Source organism: Pseudomonas sp. S3E17, from assembly GCF_024168685.1.
Lineage (GTDB): Bacteria > Pseudomonadota > Gammaproteobacteria > Pseudomonadales > Pseudomonadaceae > Aquipseudomonas > Aquipseudomonas marginalis.
The window spans coordinates 2,197,843-2,213,963 of sequence record NZ_JALJWE010000001.1; the positions used below are offsets into that span (position 1 = coordinate 2,197,843).

Annotated in this window: 16 protein-coding genes; 8 read left to right on the forward strand and 8 right to left on the reverse strand. The window is 61.9% G+C overall.

The window, feature by feature from the left end:
- From nuoK to nuoN, 4 genes are read left to right on the forward strand one after another with little or no spacing between them, the layout of a single operon-like run.
- The gene (nuoK, locus tag J3D60_RS09520; RefSeq protein ID WP_003174727.1) at positions 1-309 is read left to right on the forward strand and encodes an NADH-quinone oxidoreductase subunit NuoK; all 309 of its coding nucleotides are present in this window, start codon (positions 1-3) and stop codon (positions 307-309) included.
- Positions 306-2,159 (forward strand): NADH-quinone oxidoreductase subunit L, encoded by a 1,854-nt coding sequence (gene nuoL / locus J3D60_RS09525; protein WP_065927062.1) that lies wholly within the window; start codon positions 306-308, stop codon positions 2,157-2,159. The genes nuoK and nuoL overlap by 4 nt, the downstream gene beginning before the upstream one ends.
- 39 nt (positions 2,160-2,198) lie before the next feature.
- On the forward strand, positions 2,199-3,731 hold the full coding sequence (gene nuoM, locus J3D60_RS09530) for an NADH-quinone oxidoreductase subunit M (protein WP_017527174.1): 1,533 nt from the start codon (positions 2,199-2,201) through the stop codon (positions 3,729-3,731).
- A 7-nt stretch (positions 3,732-3,738) separates the two neighbouring features.
- Positions 3,739-5,202 carry an NADH-quinone oxidoreductase subunit NuoN gene (gene nuoN, locus J3D60_RS09535; RefSeq protein WP_003174731.1) on the forward strand — a complete coding sequence of 488 codons (1,464 nt, stop codon included), beginning with the start codon at positions 3,739-3,741 and terminating at the stop codon, positions 5,200-5,202.
- Between the two features lie 126 nt (positions 5,203-5,328).
- Here the strand turns inward: nuoN and J3D60_RS09540 are convergent, their stop codons facing one another.
- Complete coding sequence (locus J3D60_RS09540; protein ID WP_065940072.1) at positions 5,329-6,081, reverse strand: outer membrane beta-barrel protein; 753 nt, start codon at positions 6,079-6,081, stop codon at positions 5,329-5,331.
- Positions 6,082-6,203: 122 nt separating this feature from the next.
- Complete coding sequence (locus tag J3D60_RS09545) at positions 6,204-7,043, reverse strand: arylamine N-acetyltransferase (protein ID WP_253491094.1); 840 nt, start codon at positions 7,041-7,043, stop codon at positions 6,204-6,206.
- 120 nt (positions 7,044-7,163) lie between these two features.
- On the opposite strand from J3D60_RS09545, the gene J3D60_RS09550 reads away from it, so the two are divergent.
- Positions 7,164-7,400, forward strand: coding sequence for a DUF6555 family protein (locus J3D60_RS09550; RefSeq protein WP_027606320.1), 237 nt, complete (start codon positions 7,164-7,166; stop codon positions 7,398-7,400).
- 32 nt (positions 7,401-7,432) lie between these two features.
- On the opposite strand, the gene J3D60_RS09555 is transcribed toward J3D60_RS09550, so the two are convergent.
- Together J3D60_RS09555 and J3D60_RS09560 are read right to left on the reverse strand one after the other, a co-directional pair.
- A complete protein-coding gene (locus tag J3D60_RS09555; RefSeq protein WP_065940074.1) occupies positions 7,433-7,633 on the reverse strand; it encodes a DUF6021 family protein in 201 nt (66 codons plus the stop codon).
- Positions 7,634-7,645: 12 nt separating this feature from the next.
- Positions 7,646-7,825: a hypothetical protein gene (locus J3D60_RS09560; protein ID WP_027606318.1), complete on the reverse strand. Its 180-nt coding sequence runs from the start codon at positions 7,823-7,825 to the stop codon at positions 7,646-7,648.
- 134 nt (positions 7,826-7,959) lie between these two features.
- On the opposite strand from J3D60_RS09560, the gene J3D60_RS09565 reads away from it, so the two are divergent.
- Positions 7,960-8,481: a DUF3087 domain-containing protein gene (locus J3D60_RS09565; RefSeq protein WP_253491097.1), complete on the forward strand. Its 522-nt coding sequence runs from the start codon at positions 7,960-7,962 to the stop codon at positions 8,479-8,481.
- 1 nt (position 8,482) lies between these two features.
- Here the strand turns inward: J3D60_RS09565 and J3D60_RS09570 are convergent, their stop codons facing one another.
- From J3D60_RS09570 to J3D60_RS09580, 3 genes are all read right to left on the reverse strand, one after another.
- A complete protein-coding gene (locus J3D60_RS09570) occupies positions 8,483-9,616 on the reverse strand; it encodes an MFS transporter (RefSeq protein ID WP_065940077.1) in 1,134 nt (377 codons plus the stop codon).
- Between the two features lie 57 nt (positions 9,617-9,673).
- Positions 9,674-11,041, reverse strand: coding sequence for an MFS transporter (locus tag J3D60_RS09575; protein WP_253491099.1), 1,368 nt, complete (start codon positions 11,039-11,041; stop codon positions 9,674-9,676).
- Between the two features lie 118 nt (positions 11,042-11,159).
- Entirely contained in the window at positions 11,160-12,023 is an 864-nt protein-coding gene (locus J3D60_RS09580) for a Dyp-type peroxidase (protein ID WP_065940079.1), read from the reverse strand.
- Positions 12,024-12,174: 151 nt separating this feature from the next.
- Between J3D60_RS09580 and J3D60_RS09585 the strand changes: the two genes are divergently transcribed.
- Positions 12,175-13,791 (forward strand): NADP-dependent glyceraldehyde-3-phosphate dehydrogenase, encoded by a 1,617-nt coding sequence (locus tag J3D60_RS09585; protein ID WP_253491101.1) that lies wholly within the window; start codon positions 12,175-12,177, stop codon positions 13,789-13,791.
- A gap of 91 nt (positions 13,792-13,882) precedes the next feature.
- A complete protein-coding gene (locus tag J3D60_RS09590) occupies positions 13,883-14,944 on the forward strand; it encodes an FUSC family protein (RefSeq protein WP_253491105.1) in 1,062 nt (353 codons plus the stop codon).
- A 166-nt stretch (positions 14,945-15,110) separates the two neighbouring features.
- Here the strand turns inward: J3D60_RS09590 and J3D60_RS09595 are convergent, their stop codons facing one another.
- Positions 15,111-15,863 (reverse strand): TetR/AcrR family transcriptional regulator, encoded by a 753-nt coding sequence (locus tag J3D60_RS09595; RefSeq protein WP_253491108.1) that lies wholly within the window; start codon positions 15,861-15,863, stop codon positions 15,111-15,113.
- Positions 15,864-16,121 lie beyond the last annotated feature (258 nt).

Below are 16,121 nucleotides of genomic sequence, written 5' to 3' on the forward strand. Positions count from 1 at the left end.
ATGCCTGCTATCCCTTTGGAGCATGGTCTGGCGGTCGCCGGCATCCTGTTCTGCCTTGGCCTGGTCGGCCTGATGGTTCGCCGTAACATTCTGTTCGTGTTGATGAGCCTGGAAATCATGATGAACGCTGCGGCACTGGCGTTCATCGTTGCAGGTGCACGTTGGGGCCAGCCGGATGGACAAGTCATGTTCATCCTGGTGATCAGCCTGGCAGCCGCCGAGGCCAGTATCGGCCTGGCGATCCTGCTGCAACTGTATCGTCGCTTCCACACGCTTGATATCGACGCTGCCAGTGAGATGCGCGGATGAACATGATCTTTCTGACTTTCGTATTTCCCCTGATCGGTTTCCTGCTGCTGTCGTTCTCTCGCGGACGCTGGTCGGAAAACCTTTCGGCCCTGATCGGTGTGGGCTCCATTGGCCTGTCGGCCATCGTTGCCGCCTACGTCATCTGGCAATTCAACGTGGCGCCGCCGGAAGGTGGCCACTACACCCTGGTGCTGTGGCAGTGGATGTCGGTGGAGGGCTTCAAGCCCAACTTCGCCCTCTACGTCGACGGCCTGTCGATCACCATGCTTGGCGTGGTGGTGGGCGTGGGCTTCCTGATCCACCTGTTCGCGTCCTGGTACATGCGCGGTGAAGCGGGCTACTCGCGCTTCTTCTCGTACACCAACCTGTTTATCGCCAGCATGCTGTTCCTGGTGCTTGGCGATAACCTGTTGTTCCTGTACTTCGGTTGGGAAGGCGTAGGCCTGTGCTCGTACCTGTTGATCGGTTTCTACTACAGCAACCGCAACAACGGTAACGCGGCACTCAAGGCATTTATCGTCACCCGCATCGGCGACGTGTTCATGGCCATCGGCCTGTTCATCCTGTTCCAACAGGTGGGCACGCTGAACATCCAGGAACTGCTGGTGCTGGCACCGCAGAAATTCCAGGTCGGCGACTTCTGGATCACCCTGGCGACCTTGATGCTGCTGGGCGGCGCCGTGGGTAAATCCGCGCAACTGCCGCTGCAGACCTGGCTGGCAGATGCCATGGCCGGTCCTACCCCGGTGTCGGCACTGATCCACGCCGCAACCATGGTGACCGCCGGTGTCTACCTGATCGCCCGTACCCACGGCCTGTTCACCCTGGCGCCGGACATCCTGCACCTGGTGGGCATCGTCGGCGGCGTGACCCTGGTGCTGGCCGGCTTCGCCGCGCTGGTGCAGACCGACATCAAGCGGATCCTCGCCTACTCGACCATGAGCCAGATCGGCTACATGTTCCTGGCCCTGGGCGTCGGCGCCTGGGACGCCGCGATCTTCCACCTGATGACCCACGCCTTCTTCAAGGCCCTGCTGTTCCTGGCCTCCGGTGCGGTGATCGTGGCCTGCCACCACGAGCAGAACATCTTCAAGATGGGCGGCCTGTGGAAGAAACTGCCACTGGCCTACGCCAGCTTCATCGTCGGTGGTGCCGCCCTGGCCGCCCTGCCGCTGGTGACCGCCGGTTTCTACTCCAAGGACGAAATCCTCTGGGAAGCCTTTGCCAGCGGTAACCAGAACCTGCTGTACGCAGGCCTGGTGGGTGCGTTCATGACCTCGCTGTACACCTTCCGCCTGATCTTCATCACCTTCCACGGTGAAGCCAAGACCGAAGCCCACGCAGGCCATGGCATCTCCCACTGGTTGCCATTGTCGGTGCTGATCATCCTGTCGACCTTCATCGGCGCGCTGATCACCCCGCCACTGGCCGGTGTACTGCCGGAAAGCGCCGGCCATGCCGGCGGCGCCGCCAAGCACAGCCTGGAAATTGCCTCGGGCGCCATTGCCATCGCCGGCATCCTGCTGGCGGCCCTGCTGTTCCTCGGCAAGCGTCGCTTCGTGACCGCCGTGGCCAACAGTGGCATCGGCCGTTTCCTCTCAGCCTGGTGGTTCGCGGCCTGGGGCTTCGACTGGCTCTACGACAAACTGTTCGTCAAGCCCTACCTGGCCATCAGTCATGTACTGCGTAAAGACCCGCTCGACCAGACCATCGGTTTGATCCCGCGCGCGGCCAAAGGCGGTCACACCGCCCTGAGCCGTACCGAGACCGGCCAGTTGCGTTGGTATGCGGCTTCCATGGCGGCCGGTGCCGTGCTGGTGATCGGCGCCATCGTTGTGGTAGCGGTCTGATATGAACTTTGCGAACTTGCGAAAGGAAACGAGCCCGTCATGATTCTGCCCTGGCTAATCCTGATCCCCTTTATCGGCGGCCTGCTCTGCTGGATGGGTGAACGCTTCGGCGCCACCCTCCCACGCTGGATTGCGTTGCTGACCATGTCCCTGGAACTCGCACTCGGCCTCTGGCTGTGGGCCCATGGCGACTATTCATTCGCTCCGGCACCGGGTGTCGATCCGACGTTCGCGCTTGAATTCAAGCACGTGTGGATCCAGCGCTTCGGCATCAACGTGCACCTGGCCCTCGACGGCCTGTCGCTGTTGATGATCCTGCTGACCGGCCTGCTGGGTATCCTCTCGGTACTCTGCTCCTGGAAAGAGATCCAGCGTCACGTGGGCTTCTTCCACCTGAACCTGATGTGGATCCTGGGCGGCGTTGTCGGCGTGTTCCTCGCCCTCGACCTGTTCATGTTCTTCTTCTTCTGGGAAATGATGCTGGTGCCGATGTACTTCCTCATTGCGCTCTGGGGTCACAGTTCTTCGGACGGCAAGAAAACCCGGATCTACGCGGCGACCAAGTTCTTCATCTTCACCCAGGCTTCCGGCCTGATCATGTTGGTGGCGATCCTGGGCCTGGTACTGGTCAACTTCAACTCGACGGGCGTGATTACCTTCAACTACGCCGACCTGTTGAAAACCAAGATGTCCCTGACCACCGAGTACATCCTGATGCTGGGCTTCTTCATCGCCTTCGCGGTGAAGCTGCCGGTGGTGCCGTTCCACTCCTGGCTGCCTGACGCTCACGCCCAGGCGCCGACCGCCGGTTCCGTGGACCTGGCCGGTATCCTGCTGAAGACGGCGGCCTACGGCCTGCTGCGTTTCGCCCTGCCGCTGTTCCCGAATGCCTCGGCCGAGTTCGCGCCGATTGCCATGACCCTCGGTCTGATCGGGATCTTCTACGGTGCGTTCCTGGCGTTCGCGCAAACCGATATCAAGCGTCTGATTGCCTTCTCGTCCGTTTCCCACATGGGCTTCGTACTGATCGGCATCTACTCCGGCAGCCAGCTGGCGTTGCAAGGCGCCGTGATCCAGATGCTGGCCCACGGTGTCTCCGCCGCCGCACTGTTTATCCTGAGTGGCCAGTTGTACGAGCGCCTGCACACCCGTGACATGCGTGAGATGGGCGGCGTGTGGTCGCGCATTGCGTACCTGCCGGCGATCAGCCTGTTCTTCGCCGCCGCGTCCCTGGGCTTGCCGGGTACCGGCAACTTTATCGGCGAGTTCCTGATCCTGATGGGTGCCTTCGTGCAAACGCCGTGGATCAGTGCCATTGCTACGTCCGGCCTGGTATTCGGTTCGGTCTACTCGCTGATCATGATCCACCGCGCCTACTTCGGCCCGGCCAAGTCCGACACCGTCCTCAAGGGGATGGACGCTCGCGAACTGATCATGGTGCTCGGCCTTGCGGTATTGCTGATCTACATCGGCGTGTACCCGCAACCGTTCCTGGACACTTCTGCCGCGACGATGCATGGCGTGCAGCAGTGGTTCGGCACCGCCTTCTCTCAACTCGCTTCGGCCCGGTAAGAGCGCTATGGAATTCACGATCCAACACTTTATCGCGCTTGCGCCGCTGCTGATCACCAGCCTCACCATCGTGGTGGTGATGCTGGCGATCGCCTGGCGCCGCAATCACTCACAAACGTTCCTGCTGTCCTGCGCCGGTTTGAACCTGGCCTTGCTGTCGATTATCCCGGCACTCAAGGTCGCGCCACTGGCGGTGACTCCGCTGATGATGGTCGATGACTTCGCGCTGCTGTATATCGCGCTGATCCTCGTCGCCACCCTGGCCTGCGTCACCCTCGCCCACGCCTACCTCGGCGAAGGCGGCACCGGCTACCCGGGCAACCGCGAAGAGCTGTACCTGCTGATCCTGCTGGCTGCGGCCGGCGGTATCGTGCTGGTCAGCGCGCAGCACCTGGCCGGCTTGTTCATCGGCCTGGAACTGCTGTCGATCCCGACCTACGGCCTGGTGGCCTACGCCTTCTTCAACAAGCGCTCCCTGGAAGCCGGCATCAAGTACATGGTGCTGTCGGCCGCCGGTTCCGCGTTCCTGTTGTTCGGCATGGCCCTGCTCTACGCCGAAGCCGGCAGCCTGAGCTTCACCGGTATCGGTCACGCCCTGGCCGCCACCAACAGCCCTGCGCCGATTGCCCAACTGGGCCTGGCAATGATGCTGATCGGCCTGGCGTTCAAGCTGTCGCTGGTGCCGTTCCACCTGTGGACCCCGGACGTGTACGAAGGCGCCCCGGCGCCGGTGGCGGCGTTCCTGGCGACCGCGTCCAAGGTCGCTGTGTTTGCGGTGATGGTGCGTCTGTTCCAGATCTCGCCTGCCGCCAACACCGGCGTGCTGAGCAACGTACTGACCGTGATCGCCATCGCGTCGATCCTGTTCGGCAACCTGCTGGCCCTGACCCAGAACAACCTCAAGCGTCTGCTGGGTTACTCGTCCATCGCCCACTTCGGCTACCTGCTGATCGCCCTGGTGGCGAGCAAAGGCCTGGCCGTGGAAGCCATCGGCGTGTACCTGGTCACCTACGTGATCACCAGCCTCGGCGCGTTCGGCGTGATCACCCTGATGTCCTCGCCTTACAAGGGCCGTGACGCCGACGCCCTGTACGAATACCGCGGCCTGTTCTGGCGCCGTCCGTACCTGACCGCCGTACTCACCGTGATGATGCTGTCCCTGGCCGGTATCCCGCTGACCGCGGGCTTTATCGGCAAGTTCTACATCGTCGCGACCGGTGTCGAAGCCCACGAGTGGTGGCTGGTTGCGTCCCTGGTACTGGGCAGTGCCATCGGCGTGTTCTACTACCTGCGCGTGATGGTCACCCTGTACCTGATCGAGCCAAACCTGCGCCGTGTGGATGCCGAGTTGCACTGGGAACAGAAAGCCGGTGGCGTGATGCTGCTGGCCATCGCCCTGCTCGCCTTCTTCCTCGGCGTGTACCCACAACCGTTGCTGACCCTGGTGCAGCACGCGGTGCTGGGGGTTTGATCCCTTAGCGGTATGTGAACCAACAGAAACGGCGCCCCAGGGCGCCGTTTTTGCGTTCTGGGCTGACCTGCAACAGCCCCCAAAAAAACGCCCCGAATGTTCGGGGCGTTTTACATTGCAACCGCGTCAGAACGCGATACCGACCTTGACCCCGTACTCATCCCGCTTGAGACGAGTGTTATCGGCCACTTCGGAATCACCGTCGAGCTTGTATTCGGTGCGGGTGTAGTAAAGGCCCGCCATCACCGGCAGGTCGCCCTTCTGGTTCATCAGCAGGCTGACTTCCGCATACGGGTTAGTGCGGTCCTTGAGGTCTACGGTGTCGCTGCCCACGCCGTCCACCTTGAGCTTGGTACGACCATCAATGGTGCGACGCGCACCGGCTTCGAAACGCAGCGTCATGTCATCGAACTGATGGTTGTAGCCCAGGGCTGCCTTGGCGAACGGCGACTTGTTGGTGAGTTCCATGTCGTAGTCGTTCGAGTCCAGCTCATAGCGGGTCCAGCTGTAACCGCCGCCCACGATCACATCGACGAAGTTGCGCGCATCCAGCGCGGCACGCCAGCCGAGATCCAGGTCGGCCTGGCCTTCCTTGAGTTTGTTATCACTCTTTTTACCGTACTTGGCTTCCACACCTGCCTGGTAGATAAAGCCCGACTCGGCGGTGAGCTTGTTGCCGAAATTGTAGAAAAGGCCGGCTTCGGGCATGTGGTCCTTATCACTTTCACTACCGCCTTCGAGCTTGAAGTCGTTGTAGCTGCCCAGGATCCCAAAGGTAGAAATCGGGCCAGTGGACGGTGCGGCGAACACCACTGCTGGCGCGGCGACCAGCGCCAGCAGTGAGGAATTTTTGAGGAAGCTTCCGAATAGTTTGGACATCGTTTACATCTCCTTGTCTGGTGGGCAAATTATCCAGGAAACGCTTCGAACCCAGATTGGCACCAAAGGTTCGAAAAATTTGCCCCCACCTGGAGGTAAAACGGTTCAGCGATGGCTCTAGGTCAATACTCCTGGCGTACAGCCATTACCAAGCCATCAAGGGTTGAATCAAGCTGAGGGTGACCCGGCACACGAATCCCAAAGGTAGTGCCCAGCACGTCCAGCAGCTCGTCGGCGCTCTGGATCACACGCTTGTCACTCGGCCGATCCAGATAGTGAATCCCATACTGGGCGTTGTTTAACGTGTGGCGTTCGCCCGCTGCCAGGCGTGCGACTTTCAATTGACCCAGGAACGGCGATCCCGGATGGGTCGAGACGTACCAGTTACCGATTTCATAGTCGATGTCGGCCTGCACTTGCAGGTCGAAGACATACAAGCTACGCCACTCCCCCGCGACCTCGGCCCACAAGGTGTAGCTGCTCTCCTGTTCATTGAGAGTCAGGCGATACGGCTCATGGGTCGTGGCCTGCACGGCTTGCGTGTCCAACTGCAGCGGACTGCTGGGCACCATGCCACCAAAGCCGACGTCGGTGATGTAGCGCACGCCGTCCAGGGTCACCAGGCTCAGGCGATGGGTACGCGCCGTACGAGCCTCCGGTGGCCCGCCCATCACCACCCGGCCGGTAATGCCGCGGGCCTCGAAGCCCAGTTCCTGCAACAGCGCCAGGAACATCTGGTTCAACTCATAGCAATACCCACCCCGCCCATCGAACAGGACTTTCTGCTCGACGCTGGGCAAGTCGATCGGCACCGGCAGGCGCAGCAGGGTCGACAGGCTTTCAAAGGCGAAGGTGCACACATGACGCAGTTGCAAATCCCGCAGGGTCTGCAGGGTGGGCGGTGGCGGCGCATCGTAACCCAGGCGTTGCAGGTACAGGCGACTGTGGTTCAGGAGGGTCATGGCGCGATCCTTGGGCGCGGGAGCAATGCGTCACTATGCCGCGCAAGCATGCAGATTGTCATTTTGAATGAACCTTTTTAAACCGTTCCCTCTCCATCTATAACAAGACAGGGAGGCAACATGAGTACCGCAAAAATCTACACCATCCACTATCAACTGCACGGTCAACCGAAGTCCTTTGTGGTGCGTGCCGAAGTGATGAACAACGCCGAGGCCTGGCACTGGGCAGCCGTTGACGCTGACATTGCGCATGTCAGTCGTATCGGCCGCGTCGGCCATGAGCAAGTGAAAAAAACCACGCGCCCATGGGCCGAGAAGTACGGCATTACCGACGTCACCTGGATGCCGCCCAGATAAATAAAAAGCCCCGCTCATTGGCGGGGCTCAGTTCATTTCTTCAAGTCGCCCAACGGATCGTAGGGCGGCTTTTTTTTCGCGTCGTCCTTGGCCTTTTTATCCAGCGGGGCGATGGCCGGACCGATGGGATCAACCTGCGGATCAGCCACATCGGGCGAGTCCGGATCAAATCCCAGCTCATCCTTGCCGCTGGCGTGTTCGTTGGAGGGCGGTCCATCCGAGCGCTTGTTCATCATGGTCTCCTGTTATAGCGGGCGAGCTTTGTCGTGGAGGTTTTCCAGGTCGTCTTCGACGCGCTCCACATCATCCTGGGCGTCACGCTCTTTCGGATCATTGGGGCGCAAGGCATCGTTGTCGCGCTCCTCTTCGCCGGGTGTGCGATCAGGGTCCGGGGTACCGGGCGGTGGCTGCTTGTATTCGGGCATGGTGGTTGACCTCAAAGGGGCTACACCGGTTTAGAGAAACTGCCCCAGATCATGGTTCAACTTGATTGCCCCACCACTGACCGCCGACCATGAGAAGATGCCTTCCCCCTACCCGCCCTGGAGACCTGGACCGGATGTTCGAGCTCAAACCCTGCGACCCCGTCACCTACCGCCAACAGACGCGCCGCAGCACGCTGATCGTAGCCGTGCTGTTCGTGGCCCTGGCCATGCTGCTGTCGAGCCTGGCGGTGATGCTGTTCGGCGAACCCGGCGGTGACAACTTCCGCTTCAATGTCGGTGGCGTATTCGCCGGGGTGTTGATAACGGTCGCCCTGCTGCGCGGCCCGTTCCGCACCCAACCGTGGCTGGCACCGGCCGTGTATGGCTGGCAGCTCAAGCGCACCCTGATGCGCGTGACCAACGTGATGCACACCGTCACCGAGCGTGTACAGGCGAATGATCCGACGGCGATGAAGGTCCTGCGTTTCTATCACCTGGGGCTGACGCAGATGCACGCCCTGGACGCCAACTCCAGTGCCCAGGCGCAGTTAGTCGGTGAAATGGACACGCATAAGAACACGATGCAGGCACTGGGGATCGACACCGAACAAACCCGCTTTGATCCCGCCTGGCTGGAAGGATTGAAACGCACGTAAGTCAGTCTGCTGCCACACGGGTGCGCCAGCAGAACAACGCACTCACCGCAATCGCCGCACCCGCCACGCCAAACACCAGGGGTGCCGAGGCCACCGGCAACAGCAGGCCTGCCAGCAGTGGCCCGAGGCCCGCACCGATGTCACGCCATACCGCATTCGACGCCAGGGCCGACACCCGCAGCGAACCGGGGTTGCGCTCAGCGACCAGGGTGGTCACCAGGGGCAGTTGCAACGCGCGCAGCACCAACACCGCCGCCGCGCCGACAATCACCCAATAGCTGCCGAACGCCGTCAGAGCCAAGGCACTCAGGAACGAAAACAGCAACAACATCGAGGTCGCGCCAAAGCGCTGGGCGGCGTGGCCTCCCAGGGGGCTCAGGAGCATTTCCGAGACATAACGCAGGGCCATCAAGCCGCCGGCGATCAGCACCGCGTTACCGCCGAGCAGCTTCTGCGCCTGGATCGACAGGCCGAAAATAAACAGTCCGTCCAGCGCCACGCCTTCGATAAACGACCACAGCGCCACGCTGTCGGGCCACTTGAAGCGGCGCCCCGGGGTACTGTGCAAATCATGCCCGGCGCTGGGCAGGCCGCGCGCCATCCACAGCCCCACCAGACAACAGCCGGCGAGGATCACAAAGATCGGACGCGGCCCGACCCACAGCGTCAGCCAGCCACCGAACGGTAACGCCAACATCGGCCCCCAGGCGATCAGGGCCCGCGAACGCCCGGCCCGGCGCGCGGCGCCCTCCGGCTCGGAGGTGGCCAATACCTGGGTCGACAGGTTCAACGCAGCGAAACACAGGCCCCACACCAGCCGCAGCCCCAACAACGCGGCAAAGCCCGACAGCACCGAATTACCCAGGGCGCACAGCGTTGCGGCCCCGGCGGCGATCATGCAGGTCAGGCGATCACCGTTGCGCGCGTAGAAATTCAGCACATGGCGGTAACCGAAAATCCGCACCAGCCGGTTGGCCGCCAGCAATACACCGGCCTGGGCGAGCGTGATGCCAAAGGCCTGGGACTCCATGGGCAGCAGCAGATAGAGCAACACATCACTGGGCAGGCATAAGGCCAGGGTCAACGCAGCGCGGCGGGAATGGGTATCGGCAGTGCGGAGGGCCAGGCTGGACATAAATCTGAAACATCCCGAAATATTCAGGTCGCCACGGTAGCCCTCCCGCCGCAGGTTTTACAACGGCTTTTTCCCGTAGGGCAGTAAACGCAGGCCACTGGCCACGGCGCCCACCAGCGCAAACACGCAACCCAACCACAGCGCATACAGCGGGCCATTACCCTGGGACAGGTGGAAACACAGCGCCACCAACGACGCCCCCAGCGTCTGCCCCAGCAACCGCGAAATCGCCACGATGCCGCTGGCCCCACCACTGCGCGCCAACGGCGCACTGGTCATCAAGGCCTTGAGGTTGGGCGACTGGAAGAAGCCGAAACCGGCACCGCACAACGCCATGCGCCAGCCAATATCGAAGGCCGACGCGCCGTGGCCCAAGGTCGCCAACGCTGCCATCCCCACACTCAATATCAACAGCCCGATACCGCACAGCAGGCCCAGGGACACACGGTCAGCCAGGCGCCCGGCGACCAGGGCCATCACCGCCACGACCGCCGGCCACGGCGTCATCAGGAACCCGGTTTCCACCTGGCTATGCCCCAGCACCGCCTGCAACAGAAAGGGCAGCGACACAAAGGCCAGGCCCTGGGCGCTGAAGGCGCAGATCGCCGTCAGGGAAGACAAGGCAAACACCGGCCGCTTGAACAGATCCAACGCCAACATCGGCGCCGGGTGACCGGCCTGCCGGCGCAGCAGCAAGGCGCCACACAGCAGCGCCACCGCAATCAAGCCCAGGGTCAACGCCCCCTGCGCACCGTGCACCGCCGTGCCAAGCCCCAGCACCAGCAAGGCGAACAACCCGGCACACAGTGCAGCCGCGAGGCGGTCGAAGGCATGCCCGGTCATCGGCAGGGTCGGCAATGAACGCAGGCCCAATCCCAGGGCCAACAGCCCCAACGGCACATTGATCAGGTACAGCCAGTGCCAGGTCGCCACCGACAGAATCGCCGACGCCGCCGTGGGCCCCAGGGTAAACGCCAGCCCCACCACCAGCGAGTTATAGCCCAGGCCACGCCCGAGCATTTTTGACGGGTAGATATGCCGCAGCAACGCCGTGTTGACGCTCATGATCGCCGCTGCCCCCAGCCCCTGCACCACACGGGCGGCGGTCAGGGTCACCAGCGAGCCGGCCAGCCCGCAAAACAGCGACGAGACGATAAACAGCAGCAACCCGCCGAGATACACGCGGCGGTGACCGAGCACATCGCTGAGGGACGCAAACGGCAGCACCGTGGCGATAATCGCCAACTGGTAGGCATTTACCACCCAGATCACCGAGGCGGAATCGGTGCCAATCCCTTCGGCCAGGGTCGGCAAGGCCGTGTTGACGATGGCCGTGTCGAGGGTCGCCATGCCGATCCCCAGGGAGATCGCGATCACGGCCGGCAGGCGTTTATTGAGGGGCAGCCCATCGGCAACAGAAGACATGAACAATCCGCACAGTGGCAAAGGTGTCTAGATTACGGGCAGCCGGGGATTTTTTCAGTGGGGGATTGCGTGGCTGTCCGAATTTTCATGTTCAGCCACGCGCCACAGGTAAAGGCGATCAGCCTGCCAGTGCACTCAGGTCCAGGCGCCCACCGAGGGTCGGCGGACACCAGTAGTAACCACCGGTCAACGGCGTGCTGATGCGATACAGGCCATCGACAATCCCGTCCTCCAACCCGCTCATGCGACGCAGTTGGGCTTCGAACGCATCGAAGGAATGGCCGAATGCGAGGAACATCAACCCGGCCTGGCCATTTTCGGCCCAGGGCATGGAGCGGCGCACCACGAAGGCTTCCGGGGTGAAGCTTTCCTGGGCGGTACGTTTGGTGTGGGCGGATTCGGGAGCGTCTTCCAACTCTTCGTTGTCGCCATGGCGGCGGCCGATGATGTGGTCGCGCTCCTGGGCGGGCAACGCGGCGAAGCCATCGAGGTCGTGCTGCCATTGCTGGATCGCGGCGAAGCTGGCGCCGCTGTCGGTCAGGGCGGCCTCAACGGCAGCGTCATCGTGGGGGTTTTCGGTGCCGTCTTCGTAGTCGGTGAGGTCGAAGCCGGTCTTGTAGCGGAAGCCTTCGGTCGACTGCACCAGGCGAAACGCCGGGGCCAGGGCCTTCTCGAAAGCGCGACTGCGCAGCAGCAACTCACCGCGATCGACGCCATGCAGCCACACCCACAGTGCCTGCTGGGTGGACGGGTTGTGCGCGCCCGGCGCGCTCACGGCAGGAAAGCTGCGCAAGCCATCAACTGTTGCACCCAGCGCGTTGACCAGCGGCTCGCCAAATCCGACCACTGCCGCCGAATCGGTCAACTGCACCAGCGCGTCCAGCGCAGCGGGCACGGCTGCCAGGGTGTCCACGGCAAAAAACAGATGGCGTGCCTGCAAAGGCACCGGTGCGGCAAGAATGCCCGGCTGGTACTGACTCATGTGAACTCCTTCAAGAAAGGCGCGCAGTCTACTATCTCGAAGAGCAGGCGACACGCCCCGGTGTGCAGTGCAACGCGCACAAGCCTTGCCATGGAGCCCCGTGTTGGGTGACTCTCTAGTCATGTTTTGCAACTATTTCAGGGGTAGTGCCATGACCACCAGCAACCTGCTCGCCCAGCTGTTTCCCACCAGCGTCGCCGATATTCCCGAGCAATACCGCCTGGCGGCGCCCATCGAACAGCGTGACTACCTGGTGGACGGCCGGTTGCAGGTGTGGAACGGCCCCTTGGCCCAGGTGCAGAGCCCGGTGCAATTGGGCGACCGCCGCGTGGTGATCGGCAGCACGCCGTTGCTGGACGCCGACACCGCCCTCACCGCCCTCGATGCCGCCGTGCGCGCTTATGATCGTGGCCAGGGTGAATGGCCGACGATGCGCGTGGTGGAGCGTATCCAGCACGTCGAGGCGTTTTTGCGACGTATGCGCGAACAGCGCGACGCAGTGGTCACCCTGCTGATGTGGGAGATCGGCAAGAACCTCAAGGACTCGCAGAAAGAGTTCGACCGCACCTGCGACTACATCACCGACACCATCAATGCCCTCAAGGAACTCGACCGTCGCAGCAGCCGCTTCGAGCTGGAACAGGACACCCTCGGGCAGATCCGCCGCGTGCCCCTGGGCGTGGCGCTGTGCATGGGGCCCTACAACTACCCGCTCAACGAGACGTTTACCACGCTGATCCCGGCGCTGATCATGGGCAATACCGTGGTGTTCAAGCCGGCCAAACTCGGTGTGCTGCTGATCCGTCCGTTGCTGGAAGCTTTCCGCGACAGCTTCCCGGCCGGAGTGATCAACGTGATCTACGGCAGCGGCCGCGAAACCGTCAGTGCGTTGATGGCCAGCGGCAAGATCGACATCTTTGCCTTTATCGGCACCAACAAGGCCGCCAGTGACTTGAAAAAGCTGCACCCCAAGCCGCACCGCCTGCGTGCGGCCCTGGGCCTGGATGCGAAAAACCCCGGCATCGTGTTGCCCGAGGTGGACCTGGACAACGCCGTCAGCGAGGCCGTCACCGGTTCGCTGTCCTTCAACGGCCAGCGTTGCACCGCGCTGAAAATCCTGTTTGTGCATGAAGACGTGGTCGACAGCTTCATTGAGAAATTCAACCGCAAACTGGAAACCCTCAAGCCCGGCATGCCCTGGGAAGACGGGGTTTCACTGACGCCGCTGCCGGAAGTCGGCAAAGTCGATTACCTCAACGAGCTAGTGGCCGATGCGCAACAACACGGCGCCCAGGTGGTGAATGCCAATGGCGGCGTCAGCCGTGGTTCGTTCTTCTACCCGGCGGTGCTGTACCCGGTGACCCCGCAGATGCGCGTGTACCACGAGGAACAATTCGGCCCGGTGGTGCCCATCGTGCCCTACCGTGATCTGGAGACGGTGATCGAGTACGTACTCGACTCGGACTTCGGCCAGCAATTGAGTATTTTCGGCACCAACGCCGTGGCAGTCGGACGCCTGGTGGACACCTTCGCCAACCAGGTCGGCCGCATCAATATCAACGCCCAGTGCCAGCGCGGGCCGGACACCTTCCCGTTCAACGGGCGCAAGAACTCGGCCGAGGGCACGCTGTCGGTACATGACGCGCTGCGCGTATTTTCGATCCGCACCCTGGTGGCGACCAAGTTCCAGGAGAGCAACAAGGCGCTGGTCAGCGACATCCTGCGCAACCGTGACTCAAGCTTCCTGACCACCGACTATATCTTCTAAGCACAATGCCGATCTCAATGTGGAAGGGGACCTGCCCCCTCCCACATTTGGATTGTGTACATATCCAAAACCGAGGCCACTTTAATTACCGATGAACCTGCCACTCTTCGCCCGGCGCCTGCTGCGCCCATTGCTCGACCCCTACCGCCGCTATCGCCACGCCAAGCTGATCCACGCCGTGCGCGTGTCCATCGGCTTGCTGGCGACGATCCTGCTGACCACCGGCATCAACCTGCCCCATGGTGAATGGGCATCGGTGACCATGCTGGTGGTGATCGGCGGTTTGCAACACCACGGCAATATCGGCAAGAAGGCCGTTGAGCGCGCCTATGGCACGCTGATCGGTGCCAGCGTCGGTCTGCTGCTGGTGGTGCAGGAGGCGTATGTCGGCCAGCCGTTGCTCACCTACCTGCTGATGTCGGTGGTGTGCGGGTTCTTTTCCTATCACGCCATCGGCAAGGGCGGGTACACGGCGCTGTTGTCCGCGATCACGGTGTTTATCGTCGCGGGGCACGGTGACAACCCGTTGTCGGACGGGCTGTGGCGCACCGTGGATATCCTGATCGGCATTGCCTTGGCGTTGGCGTTTTCCTTCGCCCTGCCGCTGTATGCCGTGTATTCCTGGCGCTACAACCTGGCCAGCGCCCTGCGTGATTGCGCCCAGATCTACAGCCGGATCATCAATGGCCAGTCGGTCACCGACGACGAACACCTGAAACTGCTCAATCGCCTGAATGCGGCGATGCTGCAATTGCGCTCGCTGATGCCGTCGGTGTCCAAGGAAGTGCGCATCTCCATGACCGAGCTGGACGCGATCCAACGCCACCTGCGCATGTGCATCAGCACCCTGGAGATTCTCGGCAACACCCGCCCGGACCCGCGGGACGAACAGGCGATGGCGCGCATGCAAGTGATGTTGAAAGCCGAGCATCGGCAGATTCGCGTGCAGTTGGTGGGGATGGCGCGGGCATTGAAGTCGGGGGTTACGGAGCGGCTGGAGCGGCCCAGCCCGGTCAGCGGCGGCGAGCCCAGCCTGGACGCGCCGGTTTACAGCGCGCTGGATGGGTATCGATTGTTGACCGTGCAACTGGCGGCGAATGTGGATGCGATGCGCCAACGCCTGGCTAAAAGCGCCGGGCGCTGGAGGATCTAGAAAGGTGGCCCGTTGACCGGTTTACTCGCATCTAACACTTTCACACTTTCTCTTACATATTTTTCACGTTTTATTTACATCCCGAGACGTAGGGTGAAGCCTCATCCGTTACAAACGTTGCACATCAAGCCCGCCGCCCCAGCGGGCTTTTTTTTGCCTGGGATTCTCAGCGCGAGGCCTTGGCGGCCGGCGTTGTCGCCTGTTCACGAATGGCACGCTGGGTATCCAGCACCTTGGCCAGCGCGTGTTCGGCTTCCGGGCTTTGCTGCGGCACACGAATCGCCGCCGAGACCAGGGTGATCAGCTTGGCCATCACCTCGGCATCCGTCGCCGGGCGGCCCAGGCTCATGGAGTTCATCAGCAGGCGCAATTCGGTACCGGCCATGACCCCGGAAATCGCCTTGAGGGCAAATTGCAGGCGCACCCCCAGCTCATTGCGCGGCAAATCCGGCAAGGCCAGGGCAAAGGCTTCGAAGAAGCGCTGGAACACCGGCTGGTAATGCACTTTGAGGTATTCCTGGATAAACGGCGAGGTGTCGCTGTACACCCGTCCGAGGAAACGGATGAACGAACGCCCTTCCCCACTCGCCGGGTCGCTGCGTTCCAGGCCCATGGCCGGGGCGAAGAGCACGCCGAGCAAGGTGTCGCAGTCGAGGGGGCCGTCGGATTCAGCCTCACAGCGCGCCAGCAATTCCAGGCGCTGCTCGTTGAGCGGTTCCAGGCGTTGCATCAACAGGGTCTTCATCAGGGAGTCCTTGTCCCCGAAGTGGTAGTTCACCGCAGCCAGGTTCACCTGGGCGCGCTCGGTAATCTGCCGCAGCAGCACGGCGTCATAGCCGTATTTGATGAAGAGAGCCTCTGTCGCATCCAGCAATCGAGTCTTGGTAACGTTTGGAGCGCTGAGTTTCTTCGCGACCATAAGGGTTCCACGGCGGAAATATTGTTTTAAAAAATAATTTGATTTTTTATACCGGTGCGGCCGGTCGAAAGCAAGTAGTGACACACCGCCATACTATCCAAAGCCTTTGCCCACGGGGATTTTCAGACGGGTCAGGCGCCTTTCGGTAGACTCCCGTACCGGTGAGGGAAATCTTTTCAAAGCGTAAAACCGCTCTACATCCACGGCTGGCGGAGCACCGGGAACACGGTTAGTATTCAAACAATATTTTAAAAACAA